This is a genomic window from Candidatus Profftia sp. (ex Adelges kitamiensis) (assembly GCF_020342455.1).
GTDB lineage: Bacteria > Pseudomonadota > Gammaproteobacteria > Enterobacterales > Enterobacteriaceae > Profftia.
This window is the reverse complement of the sequence record NZ_CP080506.1, coordinates 1,036,898-1,061,921: the sequence shown is the minus strand read 5'-3', so window position 1 is coordinate 1,061,921 and position 25,024 is coordinate 1,036,898. Positions and strand designations below refer to the sequence as shown.

Below are 25,024 nucleotides of genomic sequence, written 5' to 3'. Positions count from 1 at the left end.
AATAAAATCATTAAATAAATAAGGATGATGTATTGATTATTAAAATTAATTGATAAAAACAAATTTTGTAAATTTTATAAAATTATAACAATATTTAAGTTCTTTTTAGTTCTCTAAAACTGGCAGCACATTCTACTGCCAGTTTTTACTATAAATAATGTATTAGTATTATTTTATTTATAGTTTAAAATCTTTAAGATCTTCAATATTTACTTCAGAGTCAATTTGCCCAACTAGATAAGAACTAACTTCGGCTTCTTGTGGAGCTACTTGTACGTTATCAGATACCAACCAGGAATTAATCCATGGAATAGGATTAGAACGTGTTTTAAATGGTAAATTTAAACCAACTGCTTGCATACGGATATTCGTTATATATTCAATATACTCACATAAAATCTCTTCATTTAAGCCAATCATGGAACCGCAATTAAATAAGTAACCCGCCCATTCTTTTTCTTGATCAGCGGCTAATACAAACAAATTATAGCATTGCTCCTCACATTCTATTGCAACTGTAGCCATTTCAGGATCATCTAGTCCTAAGCGCATTAAAGTTAAAATATGTTGGGTACCGGTGAGATGTAGAGCTTCATCACGTGCGATCATTTTAATAATTTTTGCATTACCTTCCATAAGTTCTCGTTCTGCGAATGCAAAAGAACAAGCAAAGCTAACGTAAAACCTAATAGCCTCTAATGCGTTCACGCTCATTAAACATAAATAAAGCTGTTTTTTTAAGGTATGTAGATTTACTATGATAATTTTGTTATTAATGTAATGCCTTCCTTCTCCCAATAGATGCCAATAACTACTCATTTCAATCAAGTCATCATAGTAATTAGAAATATCTTTTGCACGCTTAAGGATCTCTGTATTGGTAATGATATCTTCAAATATAGCGGCTGGATTATTCACGATATTGCGAATAATATGTGTATAAGAACGTGAGTGAATTGTTTCATAAAATGACCATGTTTCAATCCAAGTCTCCAATTCAGGGATAGAGTTAAGTGGTAGTAACGCTACATTTGGGCTGCGACCTTGAATAGAATCTAGTAACGTTTGATATTTTAGGTTGCTGATAAAAATATGTTTTTCGTGCTCTGATAGTGTCTGATAATCAATACGATCTTGAGACACATCAATTTCTTCAGGACGCCAAAAAAATGATAGCTGTTTTTCAATAAGTTTCTCAAATATTTTATGTTTTTGTTGATCATATCTGGATATGTTAACTGGCTGACCAAAGAACATAGGTTCTATTAATTGATTATTATGTTTTTGTGAGAATATAGTATAAATCATAAACGCAATCCCCGTTTTTATATATTATGAGTTATAGATGTATTAGCTGTGCTTATAGTATCCGCAGTTTAAATAATTATATTTTTTAAAATATAACAATATTGCAGGCATGCACTGGGTTATTATTTGCGTATGTATTTAAATATATCCTGATAATCCTATGCTGATTATAGAATTATATTTGGTGTTATTAAATTTTGCAGGTGCCACTTTCGCATGCGTCATCTTCTGTATGTAGTGGTAAATCGTTTTGGTAGTCTTCTGCTCCATCACGTGTATTTTGATAATATAGTGTCTTAATTCCAAGTTTATATGCCATCAATAGATCTTTTAAAAGTTGTTTCATAGGAATCTTTCTATCTGGGAAACGGGCAGGGTCATAATTAGTATTTGCAGAAATTGATTGATCGATAAATTTTTGCATTAAACTAATTAATTGTAAATAACCATTGTTATTTGGCATATCCCATAGTAATTCGTAGTTATTTTTTAAACGGTTATATTCAGGTACGACTTGACGTAGAATACCGTCTTTTGAAGCTTTAATACTAATATAACCCCGTGGTGGCTCAATACCGTTAGTAGCATTAGAAATTTGTGATGAGGTTTCGGATGGCATAAGAGCAGATACTGTTGAGTTACGAAGCCCATGAAGTTTTATTTGGTTACGCAGATCTTCCCAATTGTAATGTAAAGGTTCATTGCAAATATCATCTAAATCTTTCTTATAAGTATCAATTGGTAAAATACCCTGCGCATAGGTAGTTTCATGGAATAATGCACAAGATCCATGTTCTTTAGCAAATTCATTTGATGCTTTTAGCAAGTAATACTGAATAGCCTCAAATGTTTTATGTGTTAGATTATTAGCACTACCATCAGAGTAACGCACTCCATTTTTTGCTAGATAGTAAGCATAGTTAATAACACCTATACCCAATGCTCGACGACCTATTGCACCATATTTAGCTGTAATAGTTGGGTAGTCTTGATAATCTAAAAGTGCATCAAGGGCACAAACTGTTAGGGTAGCTAATTCTTCAAAATCTTCTAAAGAATTGATTACACCTAAATTAAAAGCAGATAATGTGCATAACGCTATTTCGCCATTAATATTGTCAACTTCTTGTAATGGTTTAGTTGGTAATATAATTTCTAGACAAAGATTGGATTGGCGTACTGGTGCAATAGATGGATTAAATGGACTATGGGTATTACAATGGTCAACATTTTGTATGTATATACGACCAGTTGAAGCGCGTTCTTGCATCATTAAAGAAAATAGTTCTATTGCTTTAATTTTCTTTTTGCGTATGTTTTTATCTATTTCGTACTGTGTATATAGATATTCAAATTGATCTTGATTAGCAAAGAAAGAATTATATAAACCAGGTACATCAGATGGGCTAAATAAAGTGATATAGCTATCCTGAAGCAAACGCTTATACATTAAAAGGTTTAGCTGAACTCCATAATCTATATGACGTACACGGTTATCTTCAACACCTCTATTGTTCTTTAATACTAGAAGACTTTCGATTTCTAGGTGCCATAATGGATAGAATAATGTCGCTGCACCACCACGCACGCCTCCTTGAGAGCAGGATTTTACTGCAGTTTGAAAATGCTTGTAGAACGGAATACATCCAGTATGAAAAGCTTCACCCCCTCTAATCGAACTACCTAATGCACGAATACGACCAGCATTAATACCAATACCAGCGCGTTGAGATACATATTTTACTATGGCACTAGAAGTTGCATTAATAGAATCTAAGCTATCACCACACTCAATTAGTACACAGGAACTAAACTGACGGGTGGGAGTGCGTACACCAGACATAATCGGGGTAGGTAGTGAAATTTTGAACGTTGATATTGCTTCATAGAATCTTTCTATATAATTTAAACGCGTTTTTTGTGGATAGTGAGAAAACAAGCATGCAGAAATTAAAATATATAAAAACTGTGCACTTTCGTATATTTCACCAGACACGCGGTTTTGCACTAGATATTTACCTTCTAACTGTTTTACAGCTGCATAAGAAAAACTCATATCGCGCCAATGATTTATAAGACCATCCATGTGAATAAATTCTTCTTTAGAGTAATCTACTAACAGTTGTTTATCATACTTACCCATTGTGACCATTTTCACTACATGATCGTATAATTTTGGCGGTATAAATTGACCAAATGCTTTTTTGCGTAGGTGACAAATCGCTAGACGAGCTGCTAAATATTGATAATCTGGAGATTCATGTGAAATTAAGTCTGCAGCAGCCTTGATAATAGTTTCATGTATATCTGCAGTACGTATTCCATCATATAATTGAATACGAGATCGTAATTCAACTTGAGAAACTGAAATATTACTTAAGCCTTCTGCTGCCCAATTAATTACTCTATGAATTTTTTCAATATTAATCAGTTCTTTATTTCCATTACGCTTGATTACAAGAATATTATTATTCATAAAGCTATACCTATCAGTATGTAATCTTATGATTTGTACTGCAGCAATATTTACTAAAAGCTTATACCGAATATTACTGTAGTACTAACTATTACCTTTATTGGTTGAATATATTATATGTTAAAAACAAAAGAGATAGCATCTTAACTAAGAAATATTATAGCAAATATTATTCTTAGTGTGACTATGCAATTAAAGAACAGACTACAAAATTGTAAAATCTCTTAGGATAATATTAGATTAATAGATTAATAATTATAGGTACAAATCTTTAGTTCTTTGATAAATGAACTTAAATTAGCAATAAATAAATTAGACTGCTATTTTATTTTTCGGTATTTAAGGGTTTATTGAATAAATAAAATAAAGAAAATACTATTTTTTTAAAATTAGTACATAATACATAGTAATTATACTATTCTACATAAATAATAATATTTATTTATCGAGTATTATGCATTTATTAAAAATATTATTCTTTTTAAAATTTGGTTAATGTTATAAAATATTATTTTATAAATGCGTTGTTGATTCTTTAATCTTTTATTGTAAAGAATTTTTTCTTTTTTATAACAAGAAAGTACGTTATATATTTTATAAAGGTATTAAAGAGGAATAAAAAGCAATCTTAAATTGTTAGCTATATTCATAAGAATTTTTCTTTTATATTTTGTCTAATTTACTATTATTATACCTCATCTTTAATATCATACTAACCTAACTGTAATGTCTAATGTAATAAATATTTTAAATTAAATACTATTACATCTTGTAAATATATAAATGTTAATATTTTATATATTATTTGGATTCATTATTTGGATGTAAAGATAATTAATAAAATAATTTTTAACATTATTAATCATTTTAGTTATTATATCTTATACTATACAAGTATTTATTAATTATATTTTATAGTAATAATCATAATATATTCAATGAAATTTTTTAAATATAGAGTACTTAAATTCCTTTATGATTGTAGTTATACTAGTTACTAGTATAACTACATGAGACAAAATAAATTAGATTAGTTAATCTAAGTTTTTATATAAAATTATAATTATTTTTAAGTAGAGAGTTATTGTTAATTTTTTATAACATTTAGATAACTATGCATAGTATAAAACAATTGCTATCTTTTAAAGAGTAGACAGATAATATTTAAAAAGATAAATTATCTATATTATAGTAAACAATTTTTATACTAAATATTCTTAGATGTTTTTTACTAAATTTTAATTATTTATTTAATTTATTCTAAGTTTTTATTTGTTTCTACTTAATTAATTTTTTAAATTGTTTTTTATATAATATATAATCAAATTAAAGTAATTTTATTTATACAATTGGTAAAAAAATAAGTATGTATTTATGTTACATATAACATATTTTTATATTACTTTAGTTATATTATTTAGATTATAAATCTTAATTTTTTAGTTTTTTGTCGGTATAAATAATTAATAAATAAAATTATATAATATAAATATATTTACTTATCTATGCGATCATATTTATGATTAGTTATATTTTTTGTTAATATGTTTATATAAATCTAAGTTAAATAATTTTTACATAAAAATATTTACTTATTTATTTATCTATATACTCTATTAGGAATGTATTAAAACTTTAAGTTTAATATAAAGTGGTATAATGAACGTTAGAAAAATCAGACAAGTTGTTCTTGATACAGAAACAACAGGTATGAATAAAATAGGGGTTCTTTACGAAGGGCATAGAATCATTGAAATTGGTGCAGTAGAAATTATTAATCGTCGTTTAACTGGGCGTAACTTTCATGTTTATATTAAACCAGATCGTCTTATAGATCCAGAAGCTTATAGTATTCACGGAATTAGTAATGATTATTTACTAAATAAACCTACTTTTGCTCAGATTTCAGATAAATTTTTAAAATTTATTAGTGGTTCTGAATTAATAATTCATAATGCACCATTTGATATAGGATTTATAGATTATGAATTTAGCAAGTTAAATCTTAATATTCCAAAAACAGAAATTTTCTGTAAGATTACTGATAGTCTAGAAATAGCACGTAGCTTATTCCCTGGTAAGCGTAACAGTTTGGATGCTTTATGTAGTCGGTATGCAATAGATAATACTAAGCGTATATTACACGGAGCATTACTTGACTCTCAAATTTTAGCCGAAGTTTACTTAATAATGACTGGGGGGCAAACTGCATTTACTTTTTCAATAGAGAGTAGAGATAATGAGACGTCCTATGCTAGGAAAGTAAAAAGAATATTCAGGAGAACGTATAAGTTAAAAGTTATTAGAGCTAACACCAAAGAATTAGCTGAGCATGAACATTGTCTTGATTTAGTACATAACAACTATTGCTTATGGAGAGATAAATAATATATCTTTCATATATTAAGGTTATTTTTATAGTATAATTACTATAAAATACCTGTTATTAAACAATAACATATAAAAAAATATATTAATACCTGTATTATATATTAGATATAAAAATTTATAATTATTAGTATTAGTAATCAATAATATATTTTTTATTAGTTATATAGCTCAGATCATACTTTATGTAAATTTACAAATTATCCTATTATTGTTTTAATTAGTTCATATTAAATAGATAATTATTTTATCTTTAATTGTTATAATCAATAATAATATTATATAGTATTTTATACTAAATAGTAAGTAATAATTTCTTAATACAAATTAAATACATATATATAATCACTGTTATAGTAATTATTATTAATATGTATTAATATAAAAAATATTTAAATGAATATCTTATATATAAGTATAAATTTATAATTATCCTTATAAAATCGATGATTTATTACTATTATTAGATAATTTATCTATTTTCAATATTTTACTATTAAAATAGATAAAATTAATATAAAATTTATAGTACATAACCTATAAATTTATTATGAATATAAATTCATATTCTGTTTTACAGATAGAAAATGGTTGTAATTACTCAATAAAATAATAAAATTTTAATATATTATTACGTGATTAAATAATTTATTTTATTAAATAAAGAGTATTATTAAGTTTTATTTAAAATGTATTATAATAATTTAATAATTATATTTTTGGTATATTATAGAAATATAATAATGATTTTTTATAATTACTTTTAACTACATTTTTTATATGTTAAAATTAAATCATTAATCTAATATATTATATGATGTTAAATATTAAAGAAATTTCTATTATAGATTTTATCTCGAATTATGCATACTATTCTAGTAATAGAATGTATAACCTAATGTTATATATTAATTTATTTTATATTATAAGTACTTTATTTTCTTTAACTGATACTGCTAATAGCAAATGATTTTTATTACATTTTATTTCTATAAAAAGATAAAATCATATACTATAAATATAGTAAAGACATCTAAGATGTACAGTATCTTAATTTTTTTAAAATATAACTAATATTAATTTAGATTTATTATGGTTCTAGGAATGCTTTATATTATTTCCGCCCCTAGTGGAACAGGAAAATCTAGCCTGATTAAGGCATTATTAAAAACTAAACTACTGTGTAATGCACGATTTTCTATTTCTTATACTACTCGTACTAAAAGATCAGATGAAAAACATGCTAAAGATTATTACTTTATTTCTCATGATAAATTTCTCCAGATGATTAAGAAAAATGCTTTTATAGAATATGTAAAAGTGTTCGACAACTATTACGGAACATCACGTGAAGTTGTTCAAGATATTTTAGTAGCAGGAATAGATCTTTTTCTTGACATTGATTGGCAGGGAGCAGAACAGATTCGTCAACAAAATTTACAGGTATGCAGTATTTTTATTTTACCACCGTCAAAAAATATATTAGATTCTCGTCTGCGTATGCGTGGTCAAGATAGTGATGATATCATTGCAAAACGAATGGTGAAAGCTGTTTCCGAAATAAAACATTATGTTAAGTATGATTATCTTATTGTGAATGATAATTTTAATATAGCCCTATTAGAACTTAAAACAATTATTTGTGCAAAACGTTTACGTTTAGATAGTCAGGTTATACGACATAATGCTTTAATAAAAGAATTATTGTCCAGCTAAAAATCATGCAGTATAATAATCGGTTTAAATTAACTACCTAATGGAGAAATGTATTAATGGCACGTATAACTGTTCAAGACGCTGTAGAAAAAATTGGTAATCGTTTTGACTTAGTGTTGGTAGCTGCTCGTAGGGCACGTCAAATGCAGTTTAGTAGTAAAGGTACTACATTAGTACCAGAAGAAAACGATAAATGTACCGTTATTGCTCTTCGTGAGATTGAAGCAGGTTTAATTAATAGTAATATTTTAAATGTAAACAAGTCTCAAGAAGAAAATAATGAAATAAACTAATAAAATTTTAAGCTAGTACTGTAATAATTAAAAATACTATTTTTAATCTAAAAGATAGTATGTGCATATCTTTAAGTATAAGTGTACTAATTAAATTATATTTTCTATAAGAAAAATAACTTTTTAATTTATTATATATCATTAATATACTATATACATTAATGATATTATTAGATATAGATTATATCTTTATATAATTATTTGTATTATTAGTTTATATTCTATATTAGTAGTGCTTAATTATAAAACCTTAGATTAAATATAAGGGTGTTCTGTATGTTTGTATTTTAAGTAAATATATTAAGATAAAGAAATAAACCCCTATAAAAGATTATAGAGATATTAAAGAGATGGTATTAAAGAAGATTGTAGGATAAATAACTTAAAAGTCTATAACACAAAAACTAGGCAGTCAATTTTCAAAAAATTAAAAAAGATATAAATTAAAAATATCTGTTTAATTTTAATTAAACTTACTATAAAGAACTTTGTTACATTGTTAGTAATAAAATTTAATTATAAAATTTATTATTCTCTATAAGAAATCCTCTTGCAGTAGTTTATGATTTATTAAAAATAACTATAATTATTAAAATTAAAAATATAATATTGTTATTGTTATTGTTATTGTTATTGTTATTGTTATTGTTATAATAGTTTGAAAAAAACTAATAATTAATATAAATTATAAATACATAATGTAAAAAGTTTTACTATGATTTAGCTTATAATTAAGCTTAATTATTTAATTATTAGTTGTTGCATAAATAACCAGGAGAAAGATTTAAATTCTATTTACTAAATAATTTATTTAAAAAAACTACGGTTTTTACTGTATTAAATAATTTTATAAATCATTAAAGATATATTAATCCAGATATTATATAGTAATATATGGTTTACTGTTCCTATAAAAAATTATATATAGTATAACGATGAATAATATAGTAATGTCTTTAATTACAAGATAAGTAGAAATAATAGTAATGTTTAAAGAGTGTTTTTAAATTAAATACAATATTACATAAAATTTTTTATAGAAATAAATAAATTTATTGACATCTGAGGTTAAGTATATATAAAGATTTTATCTTTCTCATCTAAAAAATTTTTATAACAGCAAAATTTTTATAGTATTATCTTTATAAATATTTTATTAAATATAGAATAGTTCCAATTTTATTTTTATCTTTATAGTTGAGGATAGCTAATATAAAATTTTATAAAATATTAAATATATTTATTATTTTAAATATTTTTATTTATTACTTAATTATACGATAAGTTATAAAATTAATTTATTTAAAATATCTCTTAAAGATATCAAGTAAAAAAGATATATAGATTATATAAAAATCTAGTTTAATATATACATTTAAAATAAAGTAGAATTATAATATTCTATTATTATAAGTTATAATAAATATAAATAATTAATTTTTATGAATATAGATATTTATTATTTTAGACTTAAGTTTACTAATTAAAGGATGTTTATAATAATTAATGCTATTAAATTTTTACTAAATAGTGTTATTTTATTTATTAATCACTATATTATTCGTTAACTGAATTCAGTATAAAGAATTATTTATTTATAATAAATTATATTTAATATACTTAACTTGTAGAGTAACTTTAATAAGTTTTATATTAAGAGAATAATTAAATAATACTTTACATAAAATGTTATTACGTATATTATATACTATATGATTAATAATCTATTAAGAAAATTTAAGTTAATAATATTAATATAATACAAATTACTATATTAAATATACAAATTATTTAGAACACTAAAACATTTTATTTAATATTTTTTAATACTAAAAATTACTTTTTATATAACTAATCATATATTTTATAAAAATAAGTAAAAATGTTTTTAATTAAAATTAACTCAAAATAAAATTAATTCTATGATATATGCATTTTATATATTCTAATTTTTAGATTGTATTTTTATACTTCTACTTTAGATTATATAAATTATTTAATTACAAATTTAAAATATTAATTTATTTTTTCATATATAAAGAAATTAAGTATAACTATTACTACTATATGTATGTGTATTTATTCTGTTATTTAAATAACATCTAAATATCGTTTTTAGTCTCTATATTAGTACTAATATATAATTATTTTTTATAATAAAAAGATTTTTCCTTACAAAAAAATATATTTTATATTTTATGTTTATAAATTTAAACGATATCACTGATATGAGATTTATTAAATAATTTGTGAGAGTATATCACTTAAATAATAAAAAACATTCCTATGAGGTAATACTATTTTATAGAAAATTGATCTCCTAAGAGAAAATTCTCCTAGTTTTTGTATTTATTAAAAGATATTATAATAATTTATAAAATATATAAAATTAAGGGTAATCATTAAATACTCCTTGTTGTGATATATAGTAATAATTAATCTAGTAATTATTACTATATATCTTAATTTGTATAATTTCCTATTAATATTTTAAAAAAGATTTATAATTATTAATTTTTAATAATAATTAAAATTGCTTATATTATTGTTATAAGTACTTTTGTAATATTTTAATATACTCATTAATTGTATATCTATATAAAGAGTAATAATATTTGATTATTACTAACTTCTATTAATTTTAAATTATATATCGTAATATATAATTTTAGTTTTTTAATTTAATATACTTAACAAATTTTAATATGCTTTATAATTTAATTTAAAATTACTTTTATCAATTGTTTAAAAAATTTTATAGCAAAATAATTATAAATTAGCTGGTCATGTTTTTTATTATAATCAAGAAATGACATAAATCATATATTAAATTAATTAAATACTCTTAATATATAGAGTTTAATCTTCATGAATTTTATTTTTATCAATATTTTAATTTTTAAAAATTATAGCTTAATTTATTATGTTTTATAAAATTTTTATTTATTGGAAATAATACATTATTTAATATGTATTAGATGAGACGCTGTATTAATAGCCAAAAGTAATTCAGATCTAATAAAATGATTTAATAAAAATTACTAATAAAATATGATTTTTTAATAGTATTAAAATATTTATGAGGATATATCAATAAGTTTATCTAAATTATCATTAATAATAATTTAATTAATACATGTGATATTTATCATTAGTTAATATTTTATTCTATACTAATAATAATTAGATAATACTATAAACATAGTAATAAAATTATTATTAATATAACATAAATATTAAGATTATATATAAAAATTAATATATTTATAATATAATTGCATAATTACATTGTAATATTTATTAGGATATAAATTTAGACTAGTTTAGATATTAAAATATTATTATTATATTTTATTAGAAATAGTTATTAATACGTAAATAGACCATGTCAAATAATTTATTATTAATTATTTCATTTTTATCTTTATATTACAGATATCAATATTAATAATTATTTAATGTATTTATATGTATTAAAATAAATATTTATTATATAAAAATGATTTCAATAATATTTTCTTCAATACAAAATAAAAACATTTATTTATATCTTATAAAGAATTTTAATTAATTTTTCTAAAATTATACTAAAAATATTGTTAATGGGGGAATAAAATTGATATACATAGATGTACTATTATATTTTTATAGATATTATAATACAAAATAGTATTTTAGCATATTCTAGTATAGATATAAATTTTTACTAGTTAGAAAATTTTTCTACTATCTTATAAAAATGTTTATCTTAAATATTTTACTAACTTAAAATAGAATTTTGTTGATCAATAAAATACATTATTCTTATAATAATAATTTTATTCATAAAATATATGAATAAAATAATAATAGCAATTATTAATTTATAAAAAGTAATTATTTTATTAACTTTTTAATATTTTGATATCCTATGAGGTAATTAAGTGATATTTTTATTACCTAAAAATATAATAGAATTATGTTCTTTGTATATATATTTATATGATGTAGTATAAAAGTAAAATAAAAAAATAAAATTATAGACGTGTTATAAGTTTTATTTCTAAGATAAAGAAAAGTATTTATTATTTATATTTTATTTGTAATAATTAGTGTTTTTATTATTTAAAATTCCTTAATTTTTTCTCTTGTATTAATAGGAATTATACATATTACTATATCTATATGAAATATTTTCTTTATTAGTTAGGGGATATTTTATTTTTTGGTTATCTACTATATAATTAAGAATATTTTTAGATAAAATATTTAGAACTAATTATTAATATGAAATGATTCTATCAATTTTTATTTATTAATTAATCTCTGTGTGTATAAAATTATAAAAGACAAATTATGTTTTTAGTAATTTTTTGTTAGTAAATAAATTATTACTACTGGTATTTTTATACTAAACAATTTTAATATTTTCTCTTTTATGTTAAAATAATTAGATCCTAAAATACTAAAAACATTATTACGCTTTCAGCCTAGTAGATGGAGATTATGTATTGTATTGCAAAATAAAGAAATAGATATCACTAAAGATTTATACAATATATAGTTATTAATAACAATATCTATTGTTAGTATAACATACTAACTTATTTTTTATAAAACTAGAGATAACTACATAAAATTCAGTTAGTATTATATACTAAATAACCTCGTTATATTCTGAATTATATAGCTTTATTAATACTAAAATAACTAAATATTATCATCGTATAGAACGTTATAATTATTCTTTTAAGGAATTACTTTATATAAAGTATTATTAAATATATTGAAATTAAAGTGACTTAGAGAGATAGAGGAGCATATATTATTAAAATAATATTTTTAATAGTTTACTAAAAATAGATTTACTCAGTTGTTTAAAATATTAAAGTTTTTAAGATAGTTTTGTTTATTAGTATATAAATTAAATAAATTATTACAATAGATAATGCATATTGCATTTAGAGTTGAAAATTAAAACATACTTAATTTAGCTATACTATTAATATAGATATATTAATAATTATTTACAATATAAGTAATTACCTTTAACAGTTTTTTAATATTTAAAGTTCAATGTAGTTCTAGATTTACAGTAGATATAAAATTAGGGTAAAGATAATCTTAATGAGTTATAATTAATTATTTAATTATAATACGTCTTTTAAGAAAACAAATTATTGTTGAGTATAGTTATTGATACTCGTATACTTTTATGTTTTATGTTTTATGTTTATGTTTATGTTTAATTTAATAATCTCAGAGTATTATCGCTGAATATTATTATACTACGATTTTATTTTTGTTATGATAATAATTGCCTTGCTATAGTATCATTATACAAAATTATTATACATATATACTGTAAGAAATTATTACTTATTCATTTAAAATATTTAATATCTTAGTTTTGCTCTCTAAAATTACATCAATTCATCCTAGTTTGTTTTGTTTTTTTATTTAGTAGATCTTATTTAGTGTGTGGTATCTCTTATTATTTAACTTAATAAATTATTTTTTAATAAAAAATAATTTTAGTAAACACTCTAATATCAATAAATAATTACTATAGATACAGCAAGAGCTAAATAATTATTAATAACTCTTCAGATATTACTAGTGTATATTAATAAAAATAATAAGTTAGAAATAAATTTATATTTAAGCAGTATAAAATTAAGAATGTTATGAACAACAAATTAATATTATATCATTTAAAGATAAATAATTTATTAAATAATATTTATACTAATTTTAGTGTATTAATACATTATAAGTAAGTTTAAATATTTTATTTATTAATTAATTAATAAAATATTTAATAGTCATAAAATATTAAAATTAAATAATACTTTAAAGCATTACTAATGGCTAAATCATACCTTATAAGTGTATAAATAATTTTTCGTTTTTATTTTTACAAAATTTTTATTGCTTGATATATATTTTTTTTGAAAAAATATATATACTAATTATGGTATCTAGTACTTCTTGAGATAGAAAATAAATTTATTGATTAAACAATATTTAGATCTAGATAACACACAATAAAAATCATGTATTATAAAATTAGAGTATTTTAAATAATAATTTAAATATTATTTAGTTTAAAAAATATGAAACTAAAGCATACTTTTATCATTCATGATTACGAAACATTTGGTCAAGATCCTGCATTAGATTTTCCAGCACAATTTGCTGGTATTCGTACTGATATGAACTTTAATATTATCGAAGATCCTATAATAATCTATTGTCGCCCGTCTAATGACTATCTACCACAACCAGCTGCTGTTATGGTTACTGGGATCACCCCTCAGTTTACTTTATCTTGTGGAATTAATGAATCTGACTTTGCAAAACAAATACATCAGATGTTTAGCGTACCTGGTACTTGTGTTATGGGTTATAATAATATTAGTTTTGATGACGAAGTTACCCGAAATATCTTTTATCGTAATTTTTACGATCCTTATTCTTATAGCTGGGAAAATGGTAATTCCCGTTGGGATTTAATTGACGTGATGCGCACATGCTATTCTCTACGTCCTGAAGGAATTAATTGGCCAAAAAATGAACATGGTTTACCAAGCTTTAAACTTGAATATTTATCTAAATTTAATGGTATTAAACATAACAATGCTCATGATGCAATGTCTGATGTATACGCTACCATTGCATTGGCAAAGTTAGTTAAGGAGGCTCAACCGAAACTGTTTAATTATTTATTCCAATTAAGAAATAAATATAAAATTTCTGAGTTACTCAGAATATCAACTAAGAAACCTTTGGTACATATTTCTGGAATATTTGGCGCATATAGAGGTAATATAAGCTTAGTAACCCAACTAGCGCGGCATCCTATCAATAAAAACGCCGTGATTATGTGCGATCTTACTGGTGATATATCTTTATTACTAGACCTTGATATATATCATTTACGTAAACTTTTTTACACAAAGCATCATGACTTACAATCGGATCAATTACCAATACCACTAAAATTAGTATATATTAATAAATGTCCAGTTTTAGCCCCAGTACAGACATTGCGTCCTGAAGACGCTTTACGTTTTGATTTAGATATTCAACGTTGTATATATAATCTAAAAATATTACATACTCATCCAGAATTACAAGAAAAAGTAGTTGCTATTTTTGCTGACTCTAAACCTTTTAATCTCTCAGATAATGTATATGCTCAACTTTATGATGGTTTCTTTAATGACAATGATAAGTGTGCAATGAAAATTATTCGAGAAAGTTTACCACATAATCTTTTATGGTCTTCTTTAAAATTTCAAGATAAACGTATGCTGCCTTTATTATTCCGCTATCGTGCACGCAATTTTCCAGAGACTCTTACCGATGATGAAAAGAGATGTTGGCAGTTACATCGTCGTACAGTATTAAACTATGAGCGGTTGCAAAGTTATTACTTACAACTACAAGAGTTGTATGATCTTTATAAAGAAGATACGAAAAAGATAATTAATATTAAATTATTATTTGATTATATGCAAAATTTAATTAATTAATTGTATATAATTACAATATTAAATTATAAAAAATTTACTGCAATTATTTAGTAATATTTATAAAAATTTTTTCTTTTCTCTAAAATAGAGTTATACTTGCTTAATTTAATAATTTTTTTAGTTTTACTATAGTTTTAATATTAATAGATTAATCATATTTTATTAAAATATATTTAAATTAATTATCTACACTCTTAGTGTAATATAAATACATCAAGGTTACCGACTTACTATTAATATATTATGTATTACATACAATAAAGTATTTTTGATTCTTGAATAGCAAGATTAAATATACCTCATAATTACACAAGAATTAATAACTTATATTACTATAGTAGTAGTAATACTATTTAATTAGTTAGCAAGATATTTGCTATTTATATATAATTTTATTTGTATCAATACAATCCATTATCTTCACACACAGTTTTAATGGTACAAGTGACTTAATATTTATTAATAAATTAAATATTTAAAAATCAGATGATTTTATAATATAAAAGATGATAAAAATCCTATGATCACAAGAGCATTAGATATATTTATTATAAATAATCTATAATCTATAATCTATATTATTTTTACCAAATACATAAATAAATAGCTAATTTATTTCATACTATTAGATTTTATATATCTACTACATATCCATTAAAATAATTCATAAGGTATATAATTTGCTATAATGTTTAAATTAATTTATTTTAAAATTTTAAATATTTAAGAGCTATCTATTTCCATAAAAATACTATAACCTTATAGGTTATAAGAACTAAAAAATTGAAACATATATTGTTATTAATATATGAAAATTATATACATTCAGATATAAATTAAATGCTAAACTAAGGATGCAATAATAAAGAAGATAATTTATTATTTATTAAACTTTTATTTGGTTAGTTTGTTTAATTTCTACTAGTTAATTTCAAAGGATTATTTCTATAAGATAAATACAGTCAATACTTAAATATAAAACCTCTTGTTTTTTAGCTAATTTAAGTGTTATTTCTGCTATCAAATTTAATAAATATGAATATAAGATAATATAAAATTTATTAATAATCTATAGATTATATCAATAAAATTATTAATTTTTATATAGTTAGAGTATCATAAATAAATTATTATAACTATAATTAATATCAATAAAAAATAATTGTAAATATTTACTTTTATATACTAAGTAGTATATTAAATCAAATCTAATTAATATTACCCAGTTTATTTTTTTAAAACCTTTTAAGTTATTATTAATGTTTTGAATAATTCAATATACATATATTCTTATAAAATTATATTTTAATAGTACTAAATTTAAACTAATTAATTTTAAGTAAAATATTATTAGGTATTATTAATTAATAATATTACAAGATGAATTATATCTTTAATTATATTACTATATAATCTATAAGAAAAATCGTTTTTATGGGTAATTTAAGTATTACTAGATAATCTAGCTGTATTTATATACAAATATCTTTGTTTAGGATAACAAAAGTTTATATTTCTAAAATATATGGTCATGATCTTAATATATAAGTATATTTGGCTCTAAAATTACTTATATAATGATGGTATAAATAATTATTTATATTAAGTTAATAGGTATTATATTATACTTAAATATTAATTTGAAACTTCTATTGTATCTATACTAGTGTAGATTTATTATTTTAATTATTTTTATAGCAAAGAATATTTACTTAATATTTATTATTGTGCAAAATTAGTTAGCTAATTAATAAATTATTATATAAATAACTATTCAAAAAATTATAGACTTATCGGTCTAATTATTTTATGTTTATTAAATTTTTAAAATATTTATTAAATTAATAATAATTAAATCTTATTCTTATAAAGATCTAATTATATAGATATATTATCTTATTAATACTATGATAAATTTTATATTTTAGTAAACTTGTTCAGTAATTATACAGTAACGTTGATATAGTAAAATTAGGACGAAATAATTAAATATAATATTTTAATAAAAAACTATAGTAGTAACTTATTTTTATTTTGGTAAATAGGTTAATATTTAGTCTAAACTTAATCCATATTATTTCAATAATATACTCAGATAGAATCTATATAAAAAAAATTATTGAGATATAATAATTAAAGCATATTTATGTAATTTATAATGAATATGCTTATAAAATATAGAGTAGTACTCTCTTATCGAAATAATTTAATATAATAGGTTATTTATAGGGTACATAATAATTTTAAATATTACTAATAATTCTTTCTTAATTTTTTACACACATAAATACATAAGTTTATGCTAAATAAAATTAACTTTATAATACTTATAATTTATACTAATAATGCTAGATATTTTAATATTGATAACCCATAATATGGTATATTCTATTTAATATTATTCAGTATAAAATATATAATACCACTTCTTTTATATAAAAATATATTTATATAGTAGTAATTGAAATAAAAAATTTTTATATTAAAATAATATATTAGATGATATTTTAATATAAAAAATTTATTTTTTAAATAATATTTATTTTCTATATTGATTTAATTTAACTATCTATAATATCATTATTTAGTAAGATAATAATAAGTATTATAAAATACAAAATATAAATATTGTATTTAAAGTTAGTTTAAATATTTTAAAACCCTTTTTTATTTAGAATTTCAATATATATTTTATGCTTTTTACTTTCTACTCAATAAAGTACATAATAATGAATATTAGCTTAATTGCTGCGCTTACTGCAAATCATGTAATTGGTATAAATAATGAAATACCATGGTATTTACCCACTGATCTTGCCTGGTTTAAATATAATACACTAGATAAAACAGTAATTATGGGTCGTAGAACATTTGAATCTATTGGCCATCCTCTACCCCGGCGACATAATATTGTATTAAGCAAACAACCACATAAAGATAATAGAGTTACTTGGGTTACATCACTTGAGTCAGCTATTATTGCTGCTTATGATAGAGTAAACCAAGAGGTGGTAGTTATTGGTGGTAGTAGTATTTACACGCAATTTATGCCACTTGCTAAGCGTATGTATTTAACTCATCTTGATATCAAGATAGATGGAGATACTTACTTTCCAGATTATTCAAAGTATACATGGAAAAGTAAATTTATTGAATTTCATACTAATAATAGTATAAATGACTATTATTATTTTGAGATTCTCGACAAATGCTAAAATTAGTTTTATATGTCATATAAATCAACATGAGGTTATTTATTCTATATATTATTAATATAATTAATATTATATTATTAATATAATTAATATTATTTTAATCCTTAAAAACTTTTATTACTTAATATAATATAATTATATATTTGGTAATCTTTATTAAATACTTTGTCTTTTTAAGATATCTTTTAGTTTTAAAATTAATTTTTATAAAATTATTAGTTTTTATAAGATTAAGTAATTTAATTTATAATAATGTATAATAATAACCATGGATTATGATTTATATATCACTAGTCATTTTTGTTAAAATTACAGTCCTGATAGTTTATCATATAATAATTATTTATATTTATACACTATACTGTAATTAAAGATTTATTACTATAATAATTTATAAAATTATCTTAATATTTATATAGTACATAAAATATGTCTAAATATAACTCTAAAATTATTAATTTATAGTCGTATTAATTAGACTATTAATCAAAGTAATTGTAATTACTAATTATTGTTAATATGACTTTATTAGTTAATTTATGTAAAAAATATTATTTAAAATTTTTAATTTAATAAAATTAATAATACATTTTAGAATATTTTTTAATATTGAGTTTTTAATATTAAAAATATTTAAAATTATTTAATCTGTTTTTATTTTTTGTATCAATAGATTGAATATATTTTCTTTTCTTAAAAACAAAGGTATTACAATATTTTAGGTATTTTTAAATTTTAATATTTGTACTATAAATGTTTAAATTTCTAGTTCTAGTTATCAGTATAAATTACTTGATTCATACGAGTTTAAAAATTTTTATATATTTGAGTAGTCAAGCTAAGTACATCTTTCTCAGTAAAAAAATATAATATTCATTTGTTATATATTATATTATAGATGATTTTAATATTCTATTTTGTATATATCTAATTCTATATAGTGATATTTTTACTAAAATAATTATTAATTATCTCTTAATTATAGATATAATTACTTAATAAATAAGTTTATTTTATATAAAGCGTATTTATTTTAGATTATAAATCTAAAATTAACTTAAAGTATAAGGTATTTATTTAATAATTTCTATTAAAATTAACTATGGTACCAATAAAATAATATTTATAATTTCTTACTTATTTGTAATATAATAAAAATTATATTCAAGGATCAATTGATATGTTCTTATAATAAAGATTATAGTTATAATAAATTTTAAAAATTTTGTTACTGCATCTAATTTTTAGCTTAAATACTTAATATAGATAAATAATTGAGGAGTTGCATTATTACTTTAATATTATTATGATAAATATATTTTATATAAATTAATTTTTTAATTTATCTAGTTGCGATAAACTACATCAATAATAAAATATTATAATATTATATAATTTCTGAATTCTAAGAAATATGTATAAAATTAAGAAATAGTAAGTATTACTTACTTGTTTAAAATTTCTATATACATTAATTAATATAATTTAACTAAATATCAAGTTACTATTCTATAAATATTTTTATATTTATTATTCAATAAATTAATAAAATTATTGGGGTACTAGTTTTTATATACTAAGATTAATTTTTATTATATTTTTACAACTCATGGGTATACAGATTAATCCTAATTAATTAAGGATTTATTAAATTTAAATACATTATGTAACTCTGTATAAGATTCTTGAGACAAGGTATATATATTCACTATTATATCATATATAAAATAATTAAATAGTAATTTTACTACACACTAAAAATATAGTAGGGATAAGAAATATTATAATATAAATTATACTTTTACAATAATTCTAATCAATAGTAATATGAATAATTATGTATATTACTATCTGACGGTTTGATGATTAAAATAATAATTTTATATTTTAATTAACCTACTATAATATATAAAGAAGTAAAATAATTATTTATTTTAATTTTACTTGCATGATATACAAGGTTGGGTAAAGTATTTTTTATCTTCCCAGCGCAACATGGTTAAATGATTACCCCAGCAACATCCAGTATCTAGCGCGTATATCAATGGTGGAGTCCCTTGACCCCTTAAAGATGCCCAGTGACCAAAGATTATAGAATACCCTTCATCGAGAATTTTACTCGGTAAATTAAACCATGGTTTAAGTGGTGGAGGAGTTTGGTTAGGATGATCTTTATAAATCATATCTAGTTCACCACCTGGAAAGCAATAACGCATACGAGTAAATGCATTAGTAGCAAAACGTAATCGTTGTAGACCAGTAAGAAGACCTTTCATCCAACTATTGGGTGTGTCACCATACATAGCATGTAATAATAACGGGTAGCTATTACTACTAAGAGAGTCTTCAATTTCTCTGGCACAAAGTTGTGCAGTCTTTATATCCCATTGAGGGGTAATACCAGCGTGTGACATTATTAGTTTAAGATCGTGATCAACTTGTAGAATTGGTTGGCAACGCAACCAGTGTATGATATGATCAGAATCATCGGCATTTAATAGTGGATTACTTGTATACTTGATTTTATCACGATGAATCCCTGCATAGACAGCTAAAAGATGCAAATCATGATTTCCTAATACTATGCGAGCACTACTACCTAGAGATTTTATATAACGTAGTACTTCCATAGACTGTGGCCCCCGAGATACTAAATCTCCAGTTAACCATAATGTATCTTTAATAGGATTAAAGTTAACTTTTTTGGATAGAATTCGTAATTCTTGATAACAACCATGTATATCACCAATTAGTAAGGTGGACATTCAATGCACTCCATTTTAGTTCTTGCTAAAATCAAGTTGTAATTATTTTATGGATATATTGATACTGTAACTGAGAGTAAGTGTTTTTATACCCAAGAATAAAATAATAGTAGGTATTTAATATTAAAATAGTAAATTATCTAAAAATATTATATTATTTATGGGTATTTTAGGTAGTTATGTAGTTAGTAAAATATTAAAATTTATAATATATAAAATTAGTAATTTATTAATTAGATTTCTAGATATTAAAGATCTAAAATATAAATTTCTTAAATAAATTATTTTTATATATTTAAATAATCATTATTAATTTAAGAGATAATCTAATCTATTGATTATATCAATTTTTAATTATAATTACTGTTTTGAATAATTGTTTGTATCATTTCTTTAAGCGTATATAATATATATATTAACTTATTAGTAATACTCAATAAAAATAAAGAAACATAAGCATAGTTAAATATATAAAATATTTTAATGATCTTATCTACTTACATTTTATCTGATTTTATCAAAATAAAGGTAAAAAGAAAATTTATATTTTATATATAATTATACTTTATTAGCAATTACTTCATATTTAGGTCTTTAGTGATTTAGTATAAAACAAATTAGTAAGTTTACAATAATTTTCTATAGATATATTTTCTGCTCGTTGTTTAGGATCTATTCCAATTTCTACTAATTGTTGTGGTTTAAAAAGATGTCCTAAGCTATTACGTACCGTTTTACGGCGTTGATTAAAAGCTACATAAGTAATATAACTTAACATATTAATATTTTTTACTGGGTGTAAAATATTTGTACGTGGAACTAACCTAACTAGAGTTGAGTTTACTTTAGGTACTGGACAGAATGCTTGTGGTGGTACTTCTAATAATCTAACTACTTTACAATAATATTGTGTGATAATAGTTAAACGACCATACTCCTTTCCGTTTGGAACAGCAGAGAGACGATTGACTACCTCTTTTTGTAACATAAAATGCAAGTCTCTAATCACATTAATATAGGTGAACAAGTGGAGTATTAAATGAGTTGAGATATTATAGGGTAAATTACCAAATATACGCAGTATCTGACCTAGTTCGTGAGATAATTTACTAAAATTAATAGTCATAACATCTTGCTGGTAAATATTTAATTTATGACTAATAAAAGGATGTTCTGATAATTGTCTTACTAAATCACGGTCAATTTCTATAACAGTTAATCTATCTATATACTTAATAATAGACTTAGTAAGTGATCCTAAACCTGGTCCTATCTCAACCATCGCTTGATTATGCAATGGTTGAATAAAAGATACTATGCGATCAATAACATACTGATCGATAAGAAAATTTTGTCCAAAACGTTTGCGAACTATACGGTATTGTTGCATTGTATTATTTATAAAATATAATGGAATAGTTATATAATTAAAATTTAATTTTTTCTCTGTAATTATACTTTTATTAAAGTAATTAATTGTTAGATTTATTTCTATGTAATTATTTTTATAGTAACTTACATATTAGATGTGAGCTACATTAAATAATCATATTAATATTTTATTAAAAATAAATATTAATATATTCAATAAGAGCTATATTAATATAATTATAGATATTATTAGTAGTCTACTGTACTGAAAATAATATTTATTTTAAGAAATTAAAACATTAAATATTTTAAGTACATTATACAAATTTTAAGATTTTTTATTATCTGTTATAATTTTTCTACTATATAAATAGTATTCATACTAAATTATCTGTCGTTACAATACGAAATTATAAAAAAATTTTATTATATACTTTTTTAGAAGTTATATAATAAAATACAAAAACTAATATTAAACTATGTTTTGTACATATAACAATTATCTGTGTAGATAATATGGTCAATTTTACATACAGTACTTGTTACGCAGATATAAGCTAAAAAAATAATTAATTCTCTAAATTTAAATTTTTATATACGGTGTATTTTAATTTTAAATATAAAATAGAATTTTTCTATATCCTATGATAAATATTTAATAAAACATAATACCTTTAATAAATAGTAATGTTATTAGTTAAATAGATATTTAATAATAATATTAATTCAATCTAATTAGCTAAAAGTGCTAGATAATCTCTATCTAATGTATTATTCAAATAATCTTAGTTAATGTTTTTTAAATTTTTTATGCAATTTTTATTTATCTTGCTTTTTCTAATTGATATAGTTTATGTAAACTAAACTATGATATTATACAATATATTTTTATATAGTTAGATATTAATAGTATCCTTAGATAAAAACTTTATTAGTTTTAATAAAGTTTAAATATATATAGATTCGCTGTTGTTAAGTATTTATTTTTAATAAGTTTTATATATTATTGATCTCTAGTTTTTTATACATTATATATACAATATAGTATTCGATATTCCTACTAAGTATATTTATTTTAGTTTATATAAATATCATGATAACTCTATTATTCTAATAAATAGATGTTATAATACGTGTTAAATGTATTGATATTTACAAATGATCTTTACGAGATATATCATACAGAATGCTATATTGCTCATATTGTATACTACTACTAATATAGTATAATTTATCTTATTCATTAAATTAGGGGAGTAGATTTAATATCTAATATTAATACTTCTTATATTTAAATATTTTATCTAAATGTATGTAATAATTTTTAATTAGAGTATTGATCATTTTAAGGTATTTTATAAGAGCATACCAAAGGTAGTGTGAATATTGAGATTGATCAACTAAAGTAGTTTATAAAGTATTTGTAATAATAATTTATAGATTACTAAAGTATGGTACGTAAATACATAGCAGTAATTAAGTGATGTGTAATAAAAAACATATTCAACAAGCATTGAATAATCTTTATAGATACGTAAATATGGGTGTATAAGTGGTATATTATTTTATATAATAAATATTATAATGCAAAGAAAACTATTTTTTTATCTTTATAATGTATTATAAAATACATTTTATCAAAATAGTTAATATTAATATAAATAATTTAAAAATCTTATATAATATAGTGTACATTTAAGTACTATCATAATAGTAATATTAAGTACTACCATAATAATACTTAAAATGTATTAATGTTTAATTAACACCCGTTAAAAATAAAAGACGGTAGTAAATTTTAGTAGTTACTTTTATTAAAAACTACCTTAATAATAGAATATAAAAAATATTTTTCTACTAAGATTCAATATTGTTATGTAACTCATAAATATGCGATTTAGACTACTTTAGTTTTTGCTAAATAGCATAAAATTACTGTATAGCTTTACAATTACTTTATATTATATATAATTAA

At 21.1% G+C, this 25,024-nt stretch carries 9 protein-coding genes; 5 read left to right on the top strand and 4 right to left on the bottom strand.

Features of this window, described 5'->3' with window-relative positions:
- Positions 1-177 precede the first annotated feature (177 nt).
- The gene (gene nrdB, locus K0T98_RS02755; RefSeq protein WP_225639326.1) at positions 178-1,308 is read right to left on the bottom strand and encodes a class Ia ribonucleoside-diphosphate reductase subunit beta; all 1,131 of its coding nucleotides are present in this window, start codon (positions 1,306-1,308) and stop codon (positions 178-180) included.
- Between the two features lie 190 nt (positions 1,309-1,498).
- Positions 1,499-3,784 (bottom strand): class 1a ribonucleoside-diphosphate reductase subunit alpha, encoded by a 2,286-nt coding sequence (gene nrdA, locus K0T98_RS02750; RefSeq protein ID WP_225639325.1) that lies wholly within the window; start codon positions 3,782-3,784, stop codon positions 1,499-1,501.
- Between the two features lie 1,659 nt (positions 3,785-5,443).
- Here nrdA and dnaQ point away from each other — a divergent pair.
- The 5 genes from dnaQ to folA all read left to right on the top strand — a co-directional run bounded on the left by dnaQ (position 5,444) and on the right by folA (position 18,913).
- Positions 5,444-6,172, top strand: a complete 729-nt coding sequence (gene dnaQ / locus K0T98_RS02745) for a DNA polymerase III subunit epsilon (protein ID WP_225639324.1) — start codon at positions 5,444-5,446, stop codon at positions 6,170-6,172.
- Between the two features lie 1,092 nt (positions 6,173-7,264).
- Positions 7,265-7,888, top strand: coding sequence for a guanylate kinase (gmk, locus tag K0T98_RS02740; protein ID WP_225639323.1), 624 nt, complete (start codon positions 7,265-7,267; stop codon positions 7,886-7,888).
- Between the two features lie 56 nt (positions 7,889-7,944).
- Positions 7,945-8,181 carry a DNA-directed RNA polymerase subunit omega gene (rpoZ, locus tag K0T98_RS02735; RefSeq protein ID WP_225639322.1) on the top strand — a complete coding sequence of 79 codons (237 nt, stop codon included), beginning with the start codon at positions 7,945-7,947 and terminating at the stop codon, positions 8,179-8,181.
- Between the two features lie 6,095 nt (positions 8,182-14,276).
- Positions 14,277-15,698, top strand: a complete 1,422-nt coding sequence (gene sbcB, locus K0T98_RS02730) for an exodeoxyribonuclease I (RefSeq protein WP_225639321.1) — start codon at positions 14,277-14,279, stop codon at positions 15,696-15,698.
- Positions 15,699-18,427: 2,729 nt separating this feature from the next.
- Complete coding sequence (gene folA / locus K0T98_RS02725) at positions 18,428-18,913, top strand: type 3 dihydrofolate reductase (protein ID WP_225639320.1); 486 nt, start codon at positions 18,428-18,430, stop codon at positions 18,911-18,913.
- A 1,940-nt stretch (positions 18,914-20,853) separates the two neighbouring features.
- Here folA and apaH read toward each other — a convergent pair.
- Together apaH and rsmA are read right to left on the bottom strand one after the other, a co-directional pair.
- On the bottom strand, positions 20,854-21,678 hold the full coding sequence (gene apaH / locus K0T98_RS02720; protein ID WP_225639319.1) for a bis(5'-nucleosyl)-tetraphosphatase (symmetrical) ApaH: 825 nt from the start codon (positions 21,676-21,678) through the stop codon (positions 20,854-20,856).
- Positions 21,679-22,264: 586 nt separating this feature from the next.
- The gene (gene rsmA / locus K0T98_RS02715) at positions 22,265-23,080 is read right to left on the bottom strand and encodes a 16S rRNA (adenine(1518)-N(6)/adenine(1519)-N(6))-dimethyltransferase RsmA (RefSeq protein WP_445082780.1); all 816 of its coding nucleotides are present in this window, start codon (positions 23,078-23,080) and stop codon (positions 22,265-22,267) included.
- Between the last annotated feature and the right edge of the window lie 1,944 nt (positions 23,081-25,024).